This is a genomic window from Thermoanaerobacterium sp. CMT5567-10, assembly GCF_030534315.2.
In the GTDB taxonomy this organism is placed as follows: Bacteria; Bacillota; Thermoanaerobacteria; order Thermoanaerobacterales; family Thermoanaerobacteraceae; genus Thermoanaerobacterium.
In genome coordinates, this window is the sequence record NZ_CP130558.2 from 1,054,856 (window position 1) to 1,074,439 (window position 19,584).

General features: G+C 34.4%; 21 protein-coding genes. 3 read left to right on the forward strand and 18 right to left on the reverse strand.

Annotated features, from left to right (window positions below):
- Nucleotides 1-54: 54 nt before the first annotated feature.
- From Q2T46_RS05485 to Q2T46_RS05535, 11 genes are all read right to left on the reverse strand, one after another.
- On the reverse strand, nt 55-1,923 hold the full coding sequence (locus tag Q2T46_RS05485) for an MBL fold metallo-hydrolase (RefSeq protein ID WP_303263924.1): 1,869 nt from the start codon (nt 1,921-1,923) through the stop codon (nt 55-57).
- A 155-nt stretch (nt 1,924-2,078) separates the two neighbouring features.
- On the reverse strand, nt 2,079-2,471 hold the full coding sequence (gene dhaM, locus Q2T46_RS05490) for a dihydroxyacetone kinase phosphoryl donor subunit DhaM (RefSeq protein WP_303263923.1): 393 nt from the start codon (nt 2,469-2,471) through the stop codon (nt 2,079-2,081).
- A 22-nt stretch (nt 2,472-2,493) separates the two neighbouring features.
- Entirely contained in the window at nt 2,494-3,132 is a 639-nt protein-coding gene (dhaL, locus tag Q2T46_RS05495) for a dihydroxyacetone kinase subunit DhaL (protein WP_311062408.1), read from the reverse strand.
- Nucleotides 3,133-3,158: 26 nt separating this feature from the next.
- Nucleotides 3,159-4,160 carry a dihydroxyacetone kinase subunit DhaK gene (gene dhaK, locus Q2T46_RS05500; protein ID WP_303263921.1) on the reverse strand — a complete coding sequence of 334 codons (1,002 nt, stop codon included), beginning with the start codon at nt 4,158-4,160 and terminating at the stop codon, nt 3,159-3,161.
- Between the two features lie 173 nt (nt 4,161-4,333).
- Nucleotides 4,334-5,965 carry a sigma 54-interacting transcriptional regulator gene (locus Q2T46_RS05505; RefSeq protein ID WP_303263920.1) on the reverse strand — a complete coding sequence of 544 codons (1,632 nt, stop codon included), beginning with the start codon at nt 5,963-5,965 and terminating at the stop codon, nt 4,334-4,336.
- Nucleotides 5,966-6,067: 102 nt separating this feature from the next.
- Nucleotides 6,068-6,433, reverse strand: a complete 366-nt coding sequence (locus Q2T46_RS05510) for a DUF1667 domain-containing protein (RefSeq protein ID WP_303263919.1) — start codon at nt 6,431-6,433, stop codon at nt 6,068-6,070.
- Between the two features lies 1 nt (nt 6,434).
- On the reverse strand, nt 6,435-7,703 hold the full coding sequence (locus Q2T46_RS05515; protein ID WP_303265805.1) for an NAD(P)/FAD-dependent oxidoreductase: 1,269 nt from the start codon (nt 7,701-7,703) through the stop codon (nt 6,435-6,437).
- A gap of 3 nt (nt 7,704-7,706) precedes the next feature.
- Nucleotides 7,707-9,188 (reverse strand): NAD(P)/FAD-dependent oxidoreductase, encoded by a 1,482-nt coding sequence (locus Q2T46_RS05520; protein WP_303265804.1) that lies wholly within the window; start codon nt 9,186-9,188, stop codon nt 7,707-7,709.
- A gap of 194 nt (nt 9,189-9,382) precedes the next feature.
- A complete protein-coding gene (gene glpK, locus Q2T46_RS05525) occupies nt 9,383-10,873 on the reverse strand; it encodes a glycerol kinase GlpK (RefSeq protein ID WP_303263918.1) in 1,491 nt (496 codons plus the stop codon).
- 46 nt (nt 10,874-10,919) lie between these two features.
- Nucleotides 10,920-11,654, reverse strand: a complete 735-nt coding sequence (locus tag Q2T46_RS05530) for an MIP/aquaporin family protein (protein ID WP_399388255.1) — start codon at nt 11,652-11,654, stop codon at nt 10,920-10,922.
- A gap of 77 nt (nt 11,655-11,731) precedes the next feature.
- Nucleotides 11,732-12,301, reverse strand: a complete 570-nt coding sequence (locus Q2T46_RS05535; RefSeq protein ID WP_303263917.1) for a glycerol-3-phosphate responsive antiterminator — start codon at nt 12,299-12,301, stop codon at nt 11,732-11,734.
- Between the two features lie 204 nt (nt 12,302-12,505).
- On the opposite strand from Q2T46_RS05535, the gene Q2T46_RS05540 reads away from it, so the two are divergent.
- The 3 genes from Q2T46_RS05540 to Q2T46_RS05550 are packed head-to-tail and all read left to right on the forward strand — an operon-like array spanning nt 12,506 to nt 14,348.
- Complete coding sequence (locus tag Q2T46_RS05540) at nt 12,506-12,865, forward strand: metalloregulator ArsR/SmtB family transcription factor (protein WP_303263916.1); 360 nt, start codon at nt 12,506-12,508, stop codon at nt 12,863-12,865.
- A 1-nt stretch (nt 12,866) separates the two neighbouring features.
- Nucleotides 12,867-13,934, forward strand: a complete 1,068-nt coding sequence (gene arsB, locus Q2T46_RS05545; RefSeq protein WP_303263915.1) for an ACR3 family arsenite efflux transporter — start codon at nt 12,867-12,869, stop codon at nt 13,932-13,934.
- Between the two features lie 3 nt (nt 13,935-13,937).
- On the forward strand, nt 13,938-14,348 hold the full coding sequence (locus tag Q2T46_RS05550) for an arsenate reductase ArsC (RefSeq protein ID WP_303263914.1): 411 nt from the start codon (nt 13,938-13,940) through the stop codon (nt 14,346-14,348).
- Between the two features lie 51 nt (nt 14,349-14,399).
- Here Q2T46_RS05550 and Q2T46_RS05555 read toward each other — a convergent pair whose 3' ends face one another.
- The 7 genes from Q2T46_RS05555 to pdaA all read right to left on the reverse strand — a co-directional run bounded on the left by Q2T46_RS05555 (nt 14,400) and on the right by pdaA (nt 19,583).
- On the reverse strand, nt 14,400-15,035 hold the full coding sequence (locus Q2T46_RS05555) for a glycerol-3-phosphate acyltransferase (RefSeq protein WP_303263913.1): 636 nt from the start codon (nt 15,033-15,035) through the stop codon (nt 14,400-14,402).
- Nucleotides 15,036-15,048: 13 nt separating this feature from the next.
- A complete protein-coding gene (locus Q2T46_RS05560) occupies nt 15,049-16,134 on the reverse strand; it encodes a glycosyltransferase family 2 protein (protein ID WP_311062356.1) in 1,086 nt (361 codons plus the stop codon).
- Nucleotides 16,135-16,413: 279 nt separating this feature from the next.
- A complete protein-coding gene (locus Q2T46_RS05565; protein WP_303263912.1) occupies nt 16,414-16,785 on the reverse strand; it encodes a heterodisulfide reductase subunit A-like protein in 372 nt (123 codons plus the stop codon).
- A 65-nt stretch (nt 16,786-16,850) separates the two neighbouring features.
- Nucleotides 16,851-17,057, reverse strand: a complete 207-nt coding sequence (locus Q2T46_RS05570; protein WP_014758088.1) for a ferredoxin family protein — start codon at nt 17,055-17,057, stop codon at nt 16,851-16,853.
- A gap of 151 nt (nt 17,058-17,208) precedes the next feature.
- On the reverse strand, nt 17,209-17,496 hold the full coding sequence (locus tag Q2T46_RS05575; RefSeq protein ID WP_303263911.1) for a helix-turn-helix transcriptional regulator: 288 nt from the start codon (nt 17,494-17,496) through the stop codon (nt 17,209-17,211).
- A gap of 87 nt (nt 17,497-17,583) precedes the next feature.
- Nucleotides 17,584-18,618 carry a lysylphosphatidylglycerol synthase transmembrane domain-containing protein gene (locus Q2T46_RS05580; protein WP_303263910.1) on the reverse strand — a complete coding sequence of 345 codons (1,035 nt, stop codon included), beginning with the start codon at nt 18,616-18,618 and terminating at the stop codon, nt 17,584-17,586.
- Nucleotides 18,619-18,632: 14 nt separating this feature from the next.
- On the reverse strand, nt 18,633-19,583 hold the full coding sequence (gene pdaA / locus Q2T46_RS05585; protein WP_303263909.1) for a delta-lactam-biosynthetic de-N-acetylase: 951 nt from the start codon (nt 19,581-19,583) through the stop codon (nt 18,633-18,635).
- Nucleotide 19,584: the final 1 nt, after the last annotated feature.

Here is a 19,584-nt window from a genome sequence, read left to right on the forward strand (position 1 = left end):
AATCAAATTTCTAAGCATTACATACAAACAAATAATTAACATAAAAAATAATATTTAAGGTGCCATAACATCTACATCTTTAAACCAACTTAATACCTTTTCTATGTTAAATGATTTATTAGATTTAGCACCTCTGTGAACGATGTAAACTTTTTTTGGTGCAAGTTTCAAAAACACTTCAATAATGTCTTGTATTATCCCATGATTAATAATTGGGATATTTTCCTGCATCATAGATATGGGTTTTTTTATATTGCTGCTTATATTTAATAATATCGCATTGTCTAAAGACATCAATTCTCTACCGTAGATAAAGGAAGTACTACCTTCTGTAAGATTATCCGAACTAGTCATTACCAAACAATTTCCCAGCCCTATCTCTTTTTTTATAAATTCCCTTTTGCTGTCATACAATTTTATGTCATTTGCATTTAAGATACCATTGCCATAAATAGCTCCTTTCACTTTTTCATACATCATCGTTATATATGACAGTGCTCCGTCAACATAGACATTATATGGCGTATAATTAAAAGTCTTTCTTAAAAGCAACAGTAAATCTTGAGCTTTTCCTACAGCAAACGCAGGTACAAATGCCACACCGTGATCAGTCAATTCCGACAACATTTCTAAAATCAACCGATCTTGGATTTTTTTATCGTATACACTAAAACTAGATGTATATCCAAAAGTGGCTTCTGTTATTAATACATCTGCATTCATGCCATCAGGTATAGAAAGCCCCACATTTGTCTCCACATCCTTCACTGTAAAATCGCCTGTATAGAATACAGAAAATCCATCTATGTCTATATACACTCCACAAGCTCCCAAAATATGACCAGATGGAATAAGTTTCAAAGAAACTTTTTTATCTTTTATTACAGCATCGTAGTAATAATCAGTTAAAATCTTATCATTGATTATATCTAATAACTTATAATCATCAACATTTATATTTAAGTCCTGCATATTGCTGCTTTTTGTGAAAAAGCCATTTAATATATACTTCGTCTCATACGACATGATTATAGGGCAATTCAAACCATTTTTTATAAGGTTTACAATACTCCCACAGTGATCTAAATGGCAATGAGTAACAACCAGCATGTCAATATCTTTGATATCCAAATCAAGCTTTTTAAATTCATCGTAATATACTTTACCATCTTTAAGATTGATACCGCAATCTAATAATATGTTAATTCCATTGTACGTTATTAAGTAACTACTGCCACCTGTGCTTCCTCCTTCCAATAAATTAAATTTAAACAAATTAAAATCATTATTGGGCTGGATTTTATTCTTATATATTTCATAATACTTATTTAAAATATCCTTATCATCTGGATAGAATCTGTAGTACTTGCCCTTTTTTAAATCATCATCATTTTTAATACCCCATTGTATTTCCAACCTAATCATTCTTAAATTGCGATGATTCAATTCTTTAGCTTTTTTTAATTCAACTTTCCATATTTCATTCCCTTCATCTTTGTATATCTCAGCCAATATGGTATGTATCAATGACAGAAAATATCTATCAGTATTTTTTTCTATCATATATAGTAGTTCGTCCTTAATTGAATAATTCCTTCTTTTATTTTTCAAGCTTAACATAAAAATATATAAATTTATCCAAGAATTTTCACCATCGTAATTCATCAATTGGTTGTAAATGCCATCTTTTTTTAACGACATTTCAAACTCATCCAGTAAGAGCACACATTCAATAAATAAAATTATGTTGCTTTGAGATAAAGCTATGCTATCATATATATTTAAAAAATGCTCCTTTGCGTCGTCAATAATATCAAGATAAACTTCTACTTTTATCTGCCATAATATAAGATATGAATAAATATTTCTATCGAGGTCACTTACAAGATTTTTTTGTTTAAAAATATATTTATACGCATCCATATACCTCCCATCTTCAAAATACTTTTTTAATTTGTTATCGTATTCAAAAATTATATCATCATGAATTTGTCACACCCCCTCTATATATATTATATTTTAATATCTTTTTATAAAAATTTCTACACAAAAAATAAGCCTGGTTTTTGTCCAGGCCATTAAATCTTTACAAGGTTTTTAGCTGCTTCTGCTACTGCTTTAACCTTTAATATATCACTGCCTATTGAAGCTTCTACACTTGCAGCAATAGTTCCTTCAACGAGAGGCGCATCTGCTATCTCAACTTTTCCCGCGTATTCTTCGTCAAGAAATTCTAACGCCATTTGAGCACTCATGACAGAGCTTCCTAAATCAACTAAGATTAAAACGCCGTCACCGCTTTCGCACTTTTTTATTTCTTCTACGATTTCGTCTACATTTGTGCCTAATCGCCCATCTTTTGTCCCGCCTGACTTGCCTATTTTGATTTTTCCCCCAGTCATTTGGTCTGCTAATTCATACAAACCGTCTGCTACCTTCTTTGAATGGGATACAATAACTATTCCTACCATTAGTGATCAAATCCTTTCTTTATTATTGCAACTTATCCATATACTCAGCCGCAGTTTTTATCATCAAATACGCTGATGTGGCACCTGGATCCTGATGTCCTATACTTCTATCACCAAGGTAGCTAGCTCTTCCTCTACGGGCTGCAATCTTTTTAGTCATCTCAACGCCATTGTATGACGCATTTACAGCTATATTTAACGCTTCATTAAATTTAAGTCCATCTTCCAGAGACTTTTTTAATTCATTTAATGCAGGCTCAATTGCATCTATCATCGTTTTGTCCCCAGCTTGCGCCTTCCCTCTTTCTTTTATTCCAGAAAGACCTGCCTCAAACATCGCGACAATTTCATTATCATCTATTGTGCTTTTGCCTGACACTGCATTACCCATTCTCATAAAAAATGTACCATAGAGTGGTCCAGAAGCTCCACCGACAGTAGAAACTAAGACCATTCCAACGTTTTTAAGTATTGTACCTATATCTTTATCTGAAAATTGCGGCATCTTTTCTTTAACAGCTTTAAATCCTCTGTCAAGATTGATTCCATGATCAGCATCACCAATGGCAGCATCTAAATCTGTAAGATACTGCTTATTCGCTTCAATGACTTCTGATATATTGCTTATAATATTTAAAACATCGTTTGTTGTAAGTATCAATTTTATCATCCCTTCCAACTAATTTTCTATTTAAATTGCTTAAATGCAGGTGTATCTGCTGACGCATCTAAAAGTGATTTAAGCTCATCATCAAGTTTTAAAAGCGATATTGAGAATCCGCTCATCTCAAGGGACGTCATGTATTCGCCGACAAAAGTTTTATAGACATTGATATTTTTTCCCAAAAGGTATTCATTTACTTCCTTGTTTGCTATAAAAAGCTCTGAAAGAGGCGTTGCTCCAAGTCCATTTACCATCAAAGCAACTTCGTCACCATCGTTAAACGGCAAATCAGCAACAATTTTATCCATAAGTTCTGCAACTATCTCTTTTGCTCCTTTTATTTTTTCCCTATGTGTTCCAGGTTCGCCGTGTATACCAATCCCTATCTCTATTTCATCTTCATCAAGCGTGAAACTAGGTTTTCCTGCTGCAGGTACAGTACATGGTGTAAATGCCATGCCCATAGAACGTAAATTTTTTATCACCTTTTCTGCAACTTCTTTGACTTCTTTAAGCTCTGCTCCTTCTTCAGCTTTCGCTCCAGCTATCTTGTGGACGAAAACAGTGCCTGCAATACCTCTTCTACCTTGTGTATATGTGCTGTTTTCAACAGCCACATCATCATCCACAATCACTTCTGAAACCTTTATTCCATCCATTTCAGCCATCTCTTTAGCCATCTCAAAATTCATTACATCACCTGTGTAGTTTTTGATTATAAGCAAAACACCTTTGCCACCGTCTACAGCCTTTATAGCTTCATAAACTTGATCTGGCGTTGGAGACGTAAAAACAGCGCCTAAGCACGCTGCATCCAACATGCCTTTGCCTACATATCCCGCATGTGCAGGTTCATGACCGCTGCCTCCTCCGCTTACTAGTCCAACTTTCCCCTCAACAGGAGATGCTTTTCTTACCACAACATCCACATTATCAAGCTTTCTCAAATAAGATGGAAATGCGTAAAGAAGACCAGATATCATTTCCTTTACTACTTCGTCAGGATTATTGATAAGTTTTTTCATAATATTAACCCCCATATTTTAAATTTTCACAATTATTTAATGCAAATCATGTGCCAATAAAAAAATAAGGTATGCTGAAATGAATATTCGCATACCGCCATTTATACCATATTTATGATAAATAAATCATTTTAAGCTTGGTAATAAGTATCAAGCTATGGTATAATTTGATATTAATTTTCAACAAGGTGAAATTTCCTTGCTTTTGCTGCAACGGTTTTATGCGTCAACCCCAGAGCTTTTCCAGCTTTATTAAAGCTTTTGTATCTGGACAATGCCGCTTTAATTATCTTATACTCATAATTTTCCATCTTTTCAATATCATAATTATCTCCCAAATATATAACTTCATCATCTTTGCTATCTTTAACATTCTTAATATATGACGGCAAATCGTCAAAATCAATATACTCTTTATCGCTTAATGTGATGCATCTCTCAATCAAATTTTCAAGTTCCCTTATATTTCCCGGCCAATCATATTTTATCAAGGCTTTTATCGCTTTATTAGTAACAAACTGGACATTTTTCCCAAGTTTCTTGTTCAACTTCTTAATAAAATGCTCCACCAAAACTGGAATATCCTCTTTTCTATCCCTTAGTGATGGCAAAAATATAGGAATTACATTTAACCTGTAATAAAGATCTTCTCTAAAAGTTCCATTTTTCATGGCCTCTTCCAAATTCTTATTAGTTGCCGCTATTATTCTGACATCTACTTTTATAGTCCTAATTCCTCCAACTCTTTCAAACTCCTTATCCTGCAAAACCCTTAAAAGCTTAACCTGAATTTCGATTGGAATATCTCCTATTTCATCTAAAAAGATACTTCCTCCATCAGCCAACTCAAACTTGCCTATTTTTTGCGTTATGGCACCTGTAAATGCTCCTTTTTCATGTCCAAACAATTCACTTTCCAGCAATGCGCTTGGAATAGCGGCACAATTTACTCTTATGAAAGGTTTGTCACGCCTTTTGCTTGAATAATGTATCGCATTTGCAACTAATTCCTTACCTGTACCGCTTTCCCCTCTTATTATGACAGTTGAATCTGTCTCAGCAGCTTTTGATGCAATCGTCAATGCGTCTTTTAATTTGCCGCTGTTGCCAACAATAATATCAAACGCCTTATCAAGCTTTCTGCTTCTTTTAAGTTCCCCTTCAAGGTACTCAATCTGAGGAAAATCCTGAAAGACGACTAAAGATCCGGTTATCTTGCCACCAGCATAGATTGGAGTAATATTGACAAATAGAGTTTTTTCGCCTATAACGTATTTTTTATTTAAAAATTCACTACCATTATTTAAAACTTGGTTAACATCTACATCTGGTATAACTTCATTGATATTCTTCCCAATTGCTTTGTCTAAACTGAAGCCCGTTATTTTCTCAGAAGCTTTATTAAATATAGTGATAATTCCGTTTTCATCTGTTGCAATAATCCCAACTGCGATAGAATTAAATATTTCTTCGTATGCAATAGATGTATTTTTTAAAAGCTCATACGTGCCGCTTTCGTCATTTATCTGCTTTAAATCCTCTAAAAATATTTTTTTAATCTTTTTCACCGAAGAAATGCAATTATCGCCTTCAACAATTATCTCAATATCATCGCCTTCTGATGCAAAAAATGTTATCATTGAAAGCATACTGTTTGCAGGTACAAGCCTTGCACTTCCAGACTTTCTAAACATCACTTTTACATTGTTTTTTTTACATACATCATTTACTTTTCTAACTATCATTGCAGATATTTGCGAATGTATATTAATCGGAGACTTTATTTTCTCACAAATTTTCTCCATACTTTGCATTCCTTCCTTTTAACAATTAATAGACAAATAAAATGTACACTCTCTGACTCTTTTATTTTATACTGATGAACCTTAAAATATCACTTATTATTTCTATTCGGCATACAAAGCTCTTGTAGCAATTACATCAACACCGGTATTTAAGATATTTTTCACTATCACATCTCCTACTTTGATGGGAGGTTTAACTGTAATCATTGACAATTCCAAAACAGCCTTATTTAAAAGTTCTTTCGGAATCGGCTCTTTTGTTCTTACAGATACCAAAGGCAGATGTCCACCTTCAGCTTTTACCGTGGTGGTTAAAGTCCTTTTAGGCGCTAATATTTCATCTTCTGCATATTTTAATCCTCTTTTACATTCATATCCTGTTATGCTGACGATTTCTTTTCCTTCCACCTCTACAACCAATTGACATCCGTTTGGACAGACAATACATGTTAATTCCCGCTTTTCCATCTTAAACCACCTCTACTTCAAATGTTATATCGTCTACAGGATGTAGGTCATTGTCTAAAAATTTATCCTTCTTAATCTCTATTAAAATCATCTCTCCTGGTGTCATCCTCTGCATTTTCCTTCTCATTATCTCTCTGCCACCTGATTTTACACTTATATAAGCATTTTTGAATACATCTATTGGTCTCATGTGAAACTTAACTTTATCATCTATATTATCATAATTTACTATTTGTGGCACCACATATCTAATACCTGAACCTGCTTTTGCATTTATAAATTTACCTTCTTGTTTTAACAATCCTTTAATATATTTTACTGCTGAATCTGCAGCAATTCTGGACTCCTTTGTTACATTGTCTACAAGATCGTGAACTTGTAATACGTTGCCACAAGCAAATATGCCTTCAATGTTAGTCTCCATGCTTTCATTTACAATTGGTCCTCCAGTAACAGGATCCAGCAATACACCAGCGCTTTTTGACAGTTCATTCTCAGGAATTAAACCTACTGATAATATCAAAGTATCGCAGCTTATATATTTAGCAGTCCTTAAAATAGGCTTCCTGTTCGCATCCACCTGGGCTATTGTTACACCTTTCACACGGTCTTTTCCGTGTATCTCTATTACAGTGTGACTTAAAAGAAGTGGTATGCCAAAGTCATCTAAACACTGAACAATGTTTCTAGTAAGTCCGCTGGAATAAGGCATAAGTTCAACAACTGCTTTAACTATAGCACCTTCTAATGTAAATCTTCTGGCCATTATAAGGCCAATATCACCAGAACCTAAAATTACGATTTCTTTTCCAGGCATATATCCTTCCATGTTTACATATCTTTGAGCTGTTCCAGCCGTAAATATTCCTGCAGGCCTTGTGCCAGGTATGCTGATTGCCCCTCTAGGTCTTTCTCTACAGCCCATTGCAAGTATTATCGCTTTCGCTTTAATCTCCATAACGCCCTTTTCCTGGTTGACTGCTTTAACTATTTTTTCGCTCGATATATTTAATACCATTGTATTAAGCATAATCTTTATTCCATATTCATTTACTTTTTCTATAAATCTTTCTGCATATTCCGGTCCCGTCAATTCTTCTTTGAATTCAATAAGTCCGAATCCATTGTGTATGCATTGCTGCAGTATGCCACCTGGATAACTATCTCTTTCTATTATCAAAATATCTTTTACACCTTTCTCATACGCTTCAACCGCTGCTCCAAGTCCTGCAGGACCTGCACCAATTATTACTATGTCGTATTCCATCATCATCTACACCCCTCTTTTTAATATTTCCTTGCAAGCGTTAATAACATATTCTTTTGATTTTGCCGTTAAAATATTAGACTTTCCTCCAAATTTCGTAACATCAAGAGGGTCTATATTAAGCTCTCTTGAAAGTATTTCAAGCACTCTTGGGCTGCAAAATCCTCCTTGACATCTGCCCATACCAGCTCTGACGCGCCTTTTTACACCGTCAATGCTTTTTGCGCCAACAGGTCTTCTTATTGCATCAATTATTTCACCTTCAGTTACTGTTTCACATCTGCAAATAATTTTTCCGTAGGCAGGATTATTTTTTATAAGCTCATTCCTCTCTACATCTGTCAATTCATTAAAGCGTATTACAGGCTTTCTCTTAGGATTAAAATCATCTTTTTCAACCATATTAAGTCCTGCCTCTTTTAGAATCTCTCTTACCATCTCTGCGATTGCAGGTGATGATGTAAAGCCAGGCGATTCTATGCCTGCTACATTTATAAATCCTTTAACATCTGATTCACCTATTATAAAGTCCTCCCCTTCCACATCTGGTACAGCTCTTACTCCGGTAAACTGTGTTATCGTCTTCCTTTCATTGAATTTCTCAACGCTCTTCTTAGCTCCTTTTATGGCTTTTTCTAGACCTTTGGCTGTCGTCTTCCGAAATTCCTTATTGTTTATGTCTTCAGACGTAGGCCCTATTAAAAGATTTCCATCGACTGTAGGAGATACAAGTATTCCCTTTCCCATCTTTGTAGGAACCTGGAATATAACAGTATTTGCTAAATAACCTTCTTCTTTGTCTAAAATCAAATATTCACCTTTTCTCGGATGAATTGAGAAGTGTTTATCACTTACCATGTTATTTATAGTATCTGCATAAAGTCCCGCCGCATTTATTAAGTATTTGCAAAAATACTCTCTATCTTGTGTTTTTACTCTAAAAATATCATCTTCTTTGTTTACAGACATGACCTCTTGATTAAATATAAATTCGACACCATTTTGTGCAGCATTTTCCGCTAGCGCTATCACAAATCCATAAGGACAGATTATGCCTGCTGTCTTTGCGTATAAAGCAGCAACGATTGTATCGTTGATGTTAGGCTCTATTTCTTTTACCATATCTGCTGAAATTATAGACATTTTCTTTACACCATTTTTTAGCCCTCTATCGTAAAGCTTATAAAGGCTTTCAACTTCATCTTGTGAAAATGCAGCAACAAGTGACCCAACTCTCTTCATGGGAACATCTAAATCTTTGCATAGTTCGTCAAACATCTCATTTCCTCTTACATTTAGTTTAGCTTTCAATGTACCAGGCACTGGATCATATCCAGCGTGAAGTATAGCACTATTGGCTTTTGATGCTCCTCCTGATGCAACATCATCTTCTTTTTCTATAAGTAGAACTTTAATGTCGTATTTTGACAATTCCCTGGCAATAGCAGATCCTACTACACCACCGCCTATTATTATGACATCGTACATTTTACCATCCCTTTCAGCTATCAAATTAATCTTAAAAAAAGACAAAGCCATATATAGCCAGTTTCCCGGGCTATATATGGCTCTCCTATTCTCCGCCATACTAATATTCAATTGTATCTTATGTTCCTTAATCTTATTATACTACAAATTTTAAGTTTTGCAGCAAAAATTCTTGATCTATTTTTGTAATATTTTCATTCTGCCCATTTCATAGACCTTTCTACAGCTTTTTTCCATCCTGAATAAAGTTTTTCTCTTGTCATTATATCCATATTAGGCTCGAAATGCCTGTCAACGCCCCAGTTTTTAGCAACTTCTTCTCTGCCGTTCCAGAAGCCTGTAGCAATACCTGCAAGATATGATGCACCAAGAGCAGTTGTCTCTATAACAGTAGGTCTATCCACAGGTACATCTAATATATCTGACTGGAACTGCATCAAGAAATTGTTTGTAGACGCACCGCCGTCAACTTTTAATGCACTCAATTTTATCCCTGAATCTTCCTGCATTGCTTCCAAAACGTCTCTTGTCTGATAAGCTAACGATTCAAGAGTAGCCCTTATAATATGCTCTCTTTTCACACCCCTGGTTATGCCTAAAATCGCACCTCTTGCATACATATCCCAGTAAGGAGCACCCAGTCCAACAAACGCAGGCACTACATATACACCGTTTGTATCTTCAACTTTTAATGCATACTCCTCGCTCTGCGGCGAATTTTCTATTATCTTAAGCTCATCTCTCAGCCATTGTATAGCAGCTCCGGCTATGAATATGCTTCCTTCTAGTGCATATTCTACTTTACCCTCAATTCCCCATGCAATTGTAGTGAGCAGTCCGTTTTTAGATGGAACAGCTTTTTCACCTGTATTCATCAGCATAAAGCATCCTGTTCCATAAGTGTTTTTAGCCATGCCTTTTTCATAACAAGTCTGCCCAAATAGTGCTGCCTGCTGGTCCCCTGCGTCACCTGCTATAGGGATTTCAACACCGAAAATACTCTTGTCTGTATATCCGTATACGTAGCTGGAAGGCTTAACATTTGGCAGCATCGACTCTGGAATGCCTAGATATTCTAATATATCTTTATCCCACTTCAATTCATATATGTTAAAAAGCATTGTACGTGATGCATTGGAATAGTCAGTCACGTGGGCTTTACCGCCGGTTAGATTCCATATAAGCCAGCTATCTATATTACCAAAATAGAGATCTCCATTTTCTGCTCTTTCTCTTGCACCTTCTACGTTATCCAGTATCCATTTGATTTTTGTCCCTGAAAAATATGCATCAACTATGAGTCCTGTCTTTTTTAAGATCTCTTTGTCAAACCCGTTGTTCTTAATTTCATCGCATATAGGTGCAGTCCTCCTGCACTGCCACACTATCGCATTGTATATAGGTTTACCAGTGTTTTTGTCCCATACGACGGTTGTTTCTCTTTGATTAGTTATGCCTATTGCTGCAATGTCTTCTGCTTTAATGCCGGTTTTTTCAAGTACCGCTTTTGCTACTTCTATCTGTGAATCTAAAATCTCCATCGGGTCATGCTCTACCCATCCTGGATTAGGGTAAATCTGTGTAAACTCCTTGTTTAATGATGTAACTATGTTTCCGCTGTGATCGAAGATTATTGCCCTTGAACTTGTTGTTCCCTGATCTAATGCCATTATATATTTTGACATGTTATGTTCCCCCTATATTTATTAAATTTTCATCCCTCTTATAATTTTATAGCATATTAATAAATCCTTGATAAATCAATGCTCCTACTAATCCTCCTACAATAGGTCCAAACAAAGGAACTATAAGCCCATATCCCCAATCGGAATCTCTCTTATCTGGTATTGGCAAAACAGTGTGCGCAAGCCTCGGTCCTAAATCCCTTGCTGGATTTATTGCATAACCTGTTGGACCACCAAGTGTAAGACCAATAACCCAAATTAAAATACCTACTAAAAATGCACCTAATGCCCCAACTTGATTGTGCTCATTCGTTATACCTAGTATTCCAACTAGCAACATCGCAGTTCCTATAACCTCTGTCAAGAAATTGTAAAATAGATTTCTGATAGCTGGAATTGTGCAAAATACACCAAGTTTTGAATCCTTGTCTTCTGTCGCATGGAAGTGATCTCTGTATGCCACATAAACCAACAAAGCCCCTACAAATGCGCCTAGAAATTGAGCTATGATGTAACCAGGCACCTGTGCCCATGGAAATTTTCCTATAGCAGCCAGTCCTATTGTCACTGCTGGATTAAAATGGGCTCCACCTATCCATCCTGTAATATAAACAGGTACAGCAACGGCAAAGGCCCAGCCAGTTGTTATGACAATCCATCCACTGTTTTGACCTTTTGTCTTATTTAGTACAACGTTTGCAACAACACCATCGCCAAGAAGAATAAGTATCATAGTACCAAAAAATTCAGACAAAATCTTCCCAAGCACTGATATTTCCATAAAAACCCCTCCATTAAATTCTCTTTTATGTCTCTAATTTAGGTTTAAATTCCTATTTAATATCAGTTCGCCTCCTTTCAATCTATAAACCAAAGACTTTTTTCACTTGTAGAAACTGCCACAGCACCAGAAGAAAGAGCATTTATAACGTCTTCTTTTGTTTTAACCAAACCACCAGCAATAATTGGATGATATATCTCCATAGCAAGCTCTCTTGTTACATTATGTGCAACGCCTGGCATCACCTCTATTGCAGTTGGTTCAATTTGCTTTATTGAATTTAAACCTGTTTTAAGTGCTTGAGTATCCAGTAGAAAAATGCGCTCAATACATGGCATTCCAAGCTCTTTAGCATATATAAGAATATTATTGCGTGTAGAAATAATACCATCAGGCTTGACAATTTCTTTTAAATATTCTACTGCTTTATAATCCTTACCAAGACCTTCCACCAAATCGAAATGAACAAAGACAGTTTTATTGTGTTTTTTTATATCACCTATTGTATCTTTTAATAATAATATATTGCTTGTCAGCAAAAATATTACTTCACAATTTGAAGTGTAAACATCAGATAAATCATCAACATTTCTAACAGCCGCAATAATCGGAAAACCTGTAATCTTTTCTATAATGTAATTATCCACTTCAATTCCTCCTATCGTTTTATAAATGCAAATTGTATGCCAACACATCTTCATTTATTTTAGCATAAATATAATCTACAAGTTGATATATATTATCAATTTTATGATTTCACATGGTATTTAATATCAATATCAATTTGACAGTTTTTATTTGTTAAGATATAATATGAGTATAATTGAATATAATCATAAGGAGGATAGCTAGTGAATATTACTGGTATATTTAAGGCATTATGTGATGAAAACAGATTGAGAATATTTAACCTTTTGTCACAAGACACATTATGTGTATGTGATATTGAAACTATATTGAATATGACTCAATCAAATGTCTCACGCCATCTCAATAAGCTAAAAAGCGAAGGCGTCATAACATGTGAAAAAAAGGCACAGTGGGCTTATTACAAAATCGATGATAATTTTATAAAAGAAAATAAATTATTGTATGATTATCTCATAAGCACATTAAGAAATTATCCACAATTTGTAAAAGACAACGAAAATTATAAGAAGCATAAAGAAAGCAATATATCATGCGAGCAATTAACAAAAGGATGTGAATAGATTGAGTAAAAATAAAAATGGTTTGACGTTTTTAGATAGATATTTAACACTGTGGATATTTATGGCAATGGCATTAGGTGTGTCTTTAGGATATGTATTCCCAAATGTTTCAAATATACTAAGCAAGATGAGCACTGGCACTATATCATGGCCTATTGCAATAGGTCTCATACTTATGATGTATCCTCTACTTGCAAAAGTTAGGTATGAAGAAATAAGCAAAGTATCAAAAAACAAGAGGGTATTTGCATTTTCACTTATACAAAACTGGATCGTCGGTCCAATATTAATGTTCCTTCTAGCACTTATATTTTTACCAGATAAACCTTCATACGCTATGGGAATTATTATAATAGGTTTGGCAAGATGTATTGCTATGGTTATTGTGTGGAATGGATTAGCAAAAGGTGACAATGAATACGCAGCAGCTTTAGTTGCTCTGAACTCAATTTTTCAAATATTTATGTATTCAATATACATTTATATTTTCATCAACGTAATACCATCATTGTTAGGTTTATCATGGACTAACGAAACAGTAAGTGTATCAATTAAAGAAGTTGCTGAAAGTGTATTATTGTATCTAGGAATACCTTTTGCAGCGGGATTTATTACGAGATTTTCTTTTTTAAAAACAAAAGGCAGGGAATGGTATGAAAAAATATTTATACCAAAAATTTCTCCATTAGCTTTGATTGCACTTCTTTATACAATAATCATTATGTTTATGCTAAAGGGAAAATACATCGTAGCATTGCCGATGGATGTTATAAGGATTGCAATTCCACTTGTTTTTTACTTTGTTATAATGTTTTTAATAAGCTTCTATATATCATATAAGTCAAGATTTAATTATGAACAAACAGTAACACTATCATTTACAGCAGCAAGCAACAACTTTGAATTAGCAATTGCTGTTTCTGTCGCTATATTTGGTATTGCATCAGGGCAAGCTTTTGCAGCAGTAATTGGTCCTTTGATAGAAGTGCCAGTAATGATTAGTTTAGTAAATTTGTCACTTAGATTAAAGCAAAAATACTTTAATCACAATATTAAGAGGGAGGATTAGATTATGAAGGTAAAAGTAGCATTTATTTGTGTAGCAAATTCATGTAGAAGTCAGATGGCAGAAGGTTTTGCAAAGTACTACGGATCCGATGTATTGGAAGTTTACAGCGCTGGTACAAAACTTGCTGAAAGTGTAAATCCGAATGCAGTGGAAGTCATGAAAGAAGTAGGTATTGACATAAGCAGTCACAAGCCAAAGCTTTTAGATGAGATACCACCAAAAGTAGACATCTTGATTACGATGGGATGTAATGTAGAATGCCCGTATATACCTTGCAAGTTAAAAGAAGACTGGGGTTTAGATGATCCTGATGGTAAGCCATTAGATGATTTTAGAAAAGCGAGAGATATAATCGAATCAAAGGTTAAAGAACTTATTAAAAGAATTAAAAACAACGAAATAAACTTAAATTAACGCATATCCACAATGCCTTTTATTTAAGCCAGCAAGCTTTAGTTTGCTGGCTTATCTCGTAACAGCGTTTTTTTCATGACGTTTCTCATAAACATCTTTATAAAACTTATAAAGTTTTTCCTTATTTGTGTATGTAATAATCATAAGATTAGCAAACCATATATCGTAGATGTACATAGGAAATGATTTATAATATAAATATAATACCAATATCAACATTCCTACAACAACCATAAATCCATCAACTTCTGATGAAGTGGATTTGCCTTTGTTTAAAATTATTGCTATTGCATACAGTATTGCCAGTATAACAGCATATGCAATAGACACATTAAATCTTGTCACCGCACTCCATACGCCAAACGTTACCGCTATTCCTTTGCCACCACGCCATTTTAAAAATGGTGAAAAAACGTGTCCTAATATAGCTGCAACAGCAACAGGAGCTATCTCAACATCGCTAATATACCCTTTTGATATCAGTACCGAAAGTGGAAAATATCCTTTTAAAAAGTCAAGGGCTACTCCTAAAATGCCAAATTTGTATCCAGCCACATGCCACAAGTTAAAAGCGCCAGGATTTCCATCTCCGTAATGACGTATGTCTTTTAAAGCCAATAGTCCTAACCAGTATGAAAACATCATTGAACCGCTTAGGAATCCTATTAAGGCAAAAAGTGCTACCAATATAATTCCCCCCTTATATTTTAATTTTTCTCCCCTTCCATGTGACGTATCCTAAAAAGAAAACTTGATACAATGAATAAAGCATAATACAAATAAACAACAACGATGAAAGAACGTGAAATAATGAAACAATTATTCCATAATATCCTGTCCACTTATTAATATAGATAATCTGCAATGTGTAGATAATGTAAAAGAACATAAATAAAGTAGACAAAGGACTATTATATATAATAAGAAACGGTGTAATAAGCTCTACCGACAATAACCCAATAAACCAAACTGCAATAAGTACAATCGTAATGCTATAAAGCCTCGATGTGCTTAAGATTGCACTCTTTCCAAAACCTTGTATTTCGCTTTTGATGCCGTAAGGATACATCCTAAATGATACAAGGTCATAGCCAATATAATTTTGAACATTTACACCATTCATAGTAAATTTTCGTCCTAAACTTAAGTCATCCAGCACTTCTCCTTTTATGCTGTAATGTCCATTTACCTTCTCATAATCTTCACGAGATACGACAATGCAAGAGCCATACATTCCTTTTTGTGGATTATACTTTTCAAACGGCGATGTAAATGCAAAAATCCCCAAAATACATGGTATCAATGAAAGCTTTTCATAAAATTTCTCAGGGCAATGATATGGTACAACAGATATGGCTCCATTTGCCTTCTCCCTCGCTTTCACCAATGATTCTAAAGCACGGGAAGATAGCCTAACATCAGCATCGATGAATGCAAGTACATCACCTGTAGAATTTTTGTATCCATTCCACAAAGCCCACGTCTTCCCTGTCCAACCATCAGGCATTTCTGTATTTCTTATAACTTTAATACCATAACTTTCTGCAATCTCAAAAGTCCTATCTGAGGAAAAATCATCAACTACGATTACTTCATAAGGCATATACGTCTGCTTTTTTAGAGACTCAAGTATATATGGGAGATTTTTCTCTTCATTTCTTGCAGGGATTATGACAGAAACTTTGTACTGCCTCTGTAAAGGTTGATTTTCCAGGGACAATCTTACATTTTTGAACAGAATAAAACCAGAAGCGATTCCTAACAGCAAAAAAACACCAACTATCAATTTGCATCACATCCCTCGCCCAGTTTGACATCAAAAATGTTTAAGAAAATTAGGCCCACATAAATCTTTAACTAATAATTCCACTTTTTTGTATCAAGTCTATGTCTTAAAAGCATTCCTCATAATAAATTTATTTAATAAACAAGACAAAAATAACGCTTTTTTCTCTTGATACTATTATGACATATATTTATACGACAAACAATAGCAATAATCCCCCATCTATAAAGGATGGGAGACTTTTTTAAAACTCCTTGCTAATATAATAAGTATACAAAATTATTTTTCTGATTGTCCTTTTTCATTAACAGCTTTTTTGATCTCACTAATTACTTGCTCCGTGTTCATATTTCTTATTTCTATGCCGATATGCTTATTTCTGTCGAATCCAGCAGCATCAAACGCATCCCTGTACATTTTTCTCTGCATTACTGGATCGCATGCAGCAACATATAACTCATCTATGTCTGCACCTTTCAGCAATTCACGTAAATACCTGTCCCCATCCTCTGCGCAAAGCTGTGGATGAAGTCCTACCCACTCAAATATGTTTTCCCTTCTCAATGTGTTTAAAACTTCGAATGTGTCCATATCCTGAAATGAAGGACATGTGCCCTGGCATACACATAAAAGTAATCCCTTTTTACTCATTTTATCATTCCTTCCAAAAATTTATAATTTTTTCTAAAATTCTTAAGCGAGATTATAAATTAAGCTTACTTATTGTCGCCAAAATAAGATATAGCATCGTTATCGCATATCTTCTGGCAACCTCTGCAAAATTCTACGCAGTTGTCAGGATTTATTACAAGTGGAAAACCATCATCACCTATTGTGTAAACATCGTGTTTGCAGAAATTAACACACTGATAGCACTGTATGCATTTATCGTGGTCAATAATTGGATACCAATTTTTAGCCATGTCTTTCACCCCCCTTCATGTCGCTACTTTTATTACTTTATTCGGTTTTTCAAATTAAATAGATAAAAATATAACTAATCTAATTCTAAAAAATATATCAGAGAATATATTTTTTTATTCGGTTTCGCGAATATATTGAATAAAATATAACTTATTCCCCAACTAAAATCCCTTTAACTTCCTCTATTATTTTAACGATGTCCTTATTTGTCAGAGTATAATAAATCTTTGTTCCTTCCCTTGAATCTTTTACTATCCCATTTGCCCTTAACACCATTAAGTGCCTTGAGATATGAGATTGATCAAGATTCAAAACAGCCATCATCTCACAGACACACATCTCATTTCTGCTTAGAAGCTCAATTATCTTGATCCTTGTCGGATGTGACAATGCTTTAAAGTATTCAGCCGTCTTGTCATACAAATCAATTGTTACCATGTTATCACCCTTCCCAAGTAATTATATTCGATTTTTCGAATAAAGTCAAGAAAAAGAATTTTTAAGGCAATCAATAGCTTAAAATAATCATTCAGCATTTAACGGTTTGTCTATATCTTTTCTCATCATCAAGAAAAATCCAATTCCCGATGCAATCAAATATACGTAGTATGTGAAAAATCTCCATATACCTATAAATACTCCCAACAAATGATGTGGTACAATATTTGAAAATATGCTGGCAAAGCCAACTTCAACAAATCCTGCACCACTGGGTATTACATTATAAGCAAGAATGTCGTAAAATATAATTTGCCTTGATATGACAGCTAAAAGGTTGAACTTTATGTTCATAGCTATCATGAGAATTGGCGCGATGCTGTAAAACAAAGTCCAAAAAAGCATAGCATATAAAAGCTGCGATATTAAAAGCTTGCCTCCAGAGCTTACCATAAAAAGTTCATTAAACCTGTGATTGTATTCAATAATTTCAGTTTTTGTATTCTCAAAAAATTTCTTATACCTTTCACCTGAAAAAAATCTTATACCAGCAATTAAATTTACTACAGAGATTAAAAAAGCCGGTCTCAATATTATATAAACAAGGCCTATCAATAAAATCAGTAGTATAAATGAAACCAATATAGCAAATATCGATAAGGCATGTGTAAGTTCTAACTGTTTTCTAAAGAAAATCAGCAGTATCGGTGGAATCGTCCCAAAAAAAATTCCTGAAAACAAAATCTTAGCTGTAAAAATCATTAAACTTTTATTTGGTGGAATTTTTTTCTTATTCAAAAGATATATGGTAATCGGCAGTGCACCTGAGCCAAATGGTGTTATATAGCTGAAGAAAAAAGTCGCCAAATTGAATTTAAATAGATAACCTACACTTAAATCCTCTCCAAGCGCCAAAAGTAAACCCCTAATTCTGTAAGTATCTACTAATAAACTCAAAAAAACAAAAAGAAGCATGATTCCGATATATATTGGATTTATATTCATAACATCTTTTAATCCTTGATAACCTGAAAATTTCATTATGATGGCTATTGCGCCAAAGCTTAAAATGAACGCAATGGCCATCATATAGAAATTCTTCCTTTCCAGTATATGATTCAAAATAATCCCTCCACTTATTTGCTTAAATCGTCCAGCGTCTTGAATACATATCCCTGCGCTTTTAAATCTTTCAGTATTCTGTCGAGGGCCATCGTATCATCTTTTGAAACAGCATGCAACAATATGACAGCTCCCGGGTGAATTCGACTCATTACCGTGTTGTAACTTTCCTCAGGACCTCCAGGCAGTGGCTGCCAGTCAGCAAGAGCAAGACTCCAAAATACAGTTTTATAACCAAGTGATTTTGTTATATACAATGTTCTTTCACTGTACTCTCCCATTGGCGGCCTGAAGTAATGCATATCTTTTCCTGTAAGGCTCTTAAACATCTCAGCAAGTCCAGTTATTTCACTTTTAACTTTTTCATCGGAAATCTTTGGAAGGCTCGGATGGTTTACAGTGTGATTCCCCACTATGTGACCTTCAGCTACCATTCTCTTCACTAGATCTCCATGCTCCTTAATATACGGTCCAGTTACAAAAAAAGCTGCCTTTACATTATTTGCCTTCAATATATCAAGAATTTTTGGAGTATAGCCGTTTTCATATCCTTCATCAAATGTCAGGTATATATCCTTTTTTGTAGTATCACCTGTAAATATGCCATCATACTTTTTTATGAGGTTCATGGCTTTTGAGGTAATTTCAGGCGTCTTGTGGTCGGGCAATACCCTCATACCCCAGCCATACAGCGTATTATCAAGCCCTTCTGTATTTATCTGAGAATTGTAAACATCATTATCTACTGTACTGTTATTAGCAGCCGTATTTGTATTTTTATTCTGTGTTGATTTATCTTTTGAAACTTCACTTACATTATTACTGCTGGGTTTAACATTAATATTAGGCTTTTGAACAGACTTTTTCTCATCGTTTAAAGGCTTTTTCGTCTTTATAAAACTGCAAGATGCAGTCGAAAACACAAGTATTGAAATAAAAAATAAAATGCCTATCTTCTTTAGCATA

Bases quoted from the DNA above. Each gene is read 5' to 3' on its own strand.
- Q2T46_RS05485 (WP_303263924.1), bottom strand. From the start codon at position 1,923: ATGGATGCGTATAAATATATTTTTAAACAAAAAAATCTTGTAAGTGAC.
- dhaM (WP_303263923.1), bottom strand. From the start codon at position 2,471: ATGGTAGGAATAGTTATTGTATCCCATTCAAAGAAGGTAGCAGACGGT.
- dhaK (WP_303263921.1), bottom strand. From the start codon at position 4,160: ATGAAAAAACTTATCAATAATCCTGACGAAGTAGTAAAGGAAATGATA.
- Q2T46_RS05505 (WP_303263920.1), bottom strand. From the start codon at position 5,965: ATGGAGAAAATTTGTGAGAAAATAAAGTCTCCGATTAATATACATTCG.
- Q2T46_RS05510 (WP_303263919.1), bottom strand. From the start codon at position 6,433: ATGGAAAAGCGGGAATTAACATGTATTGTCTGTCCAAACGGATGTCAA.
- Q2T46_RS05515 (WP_303265805.1), bottom strand. From the start codon at position 7,703: ATGATGGAATACGACATAGTAATAATTGGTGCAGGTCCTGCAGGACTT.
- Q2T46_RS05520 (WP_303265804.1), bottom strand. From the start codon at position 9,188: ATGTACGATGTCATAATAATAGGCGGTGGTGTAGTAGGATCTGCTATT.
- glpK (WP_303263918.1), bottom strand. From the start codon at position 10,873: ATGTCAAAATATATAATGGCATTAGATCAGGGAACAACAAGTTCAAGG.
- Q2T46_RS05530 (WP_399388255.1), bottom strand. From the start codon at position 11,654: ATGGAAATATCAGTGCTTGGGAAGATTTTGTCTGAATTTTTTGGTACT.
- Q2T46_RS05550 (WP_303263914.1), top strand. From the start codon at position 13,938: ATGAAGGTAAAAGTAGCATTTATTTGTGTAGCAAATTCATGTAGAAGT.
- Q2T46_RS05565 (WP_303263912.1), bottom strand. From the start codon at position 16,785: ATGAGTAAAAAGGGATTACTTTTATGTGTATGCCAGGGCACATGTCCT.
- Q2T46_RS05570 (WP_014758088.1), bottom strand. From the start codon at position 17,057: ATGGCTAAAAATTGGTATCCAATTATTGACCACGATAAATGCATACAG.
- Q2T46_RS05575 (WP_303263911.1), bottom strand. From the start codon at position 17,496: ATGGTAACAATTGATTTGTATGACAAGACGGCTGAATACTTTAAAGCA.
- pdaA (WP_303263909.1), bottom strand. From the start codon at position 19,583: ATGCTAAAGAAGATAGGCATTTTATTTTTTATTTCAATACTTGTGTTT.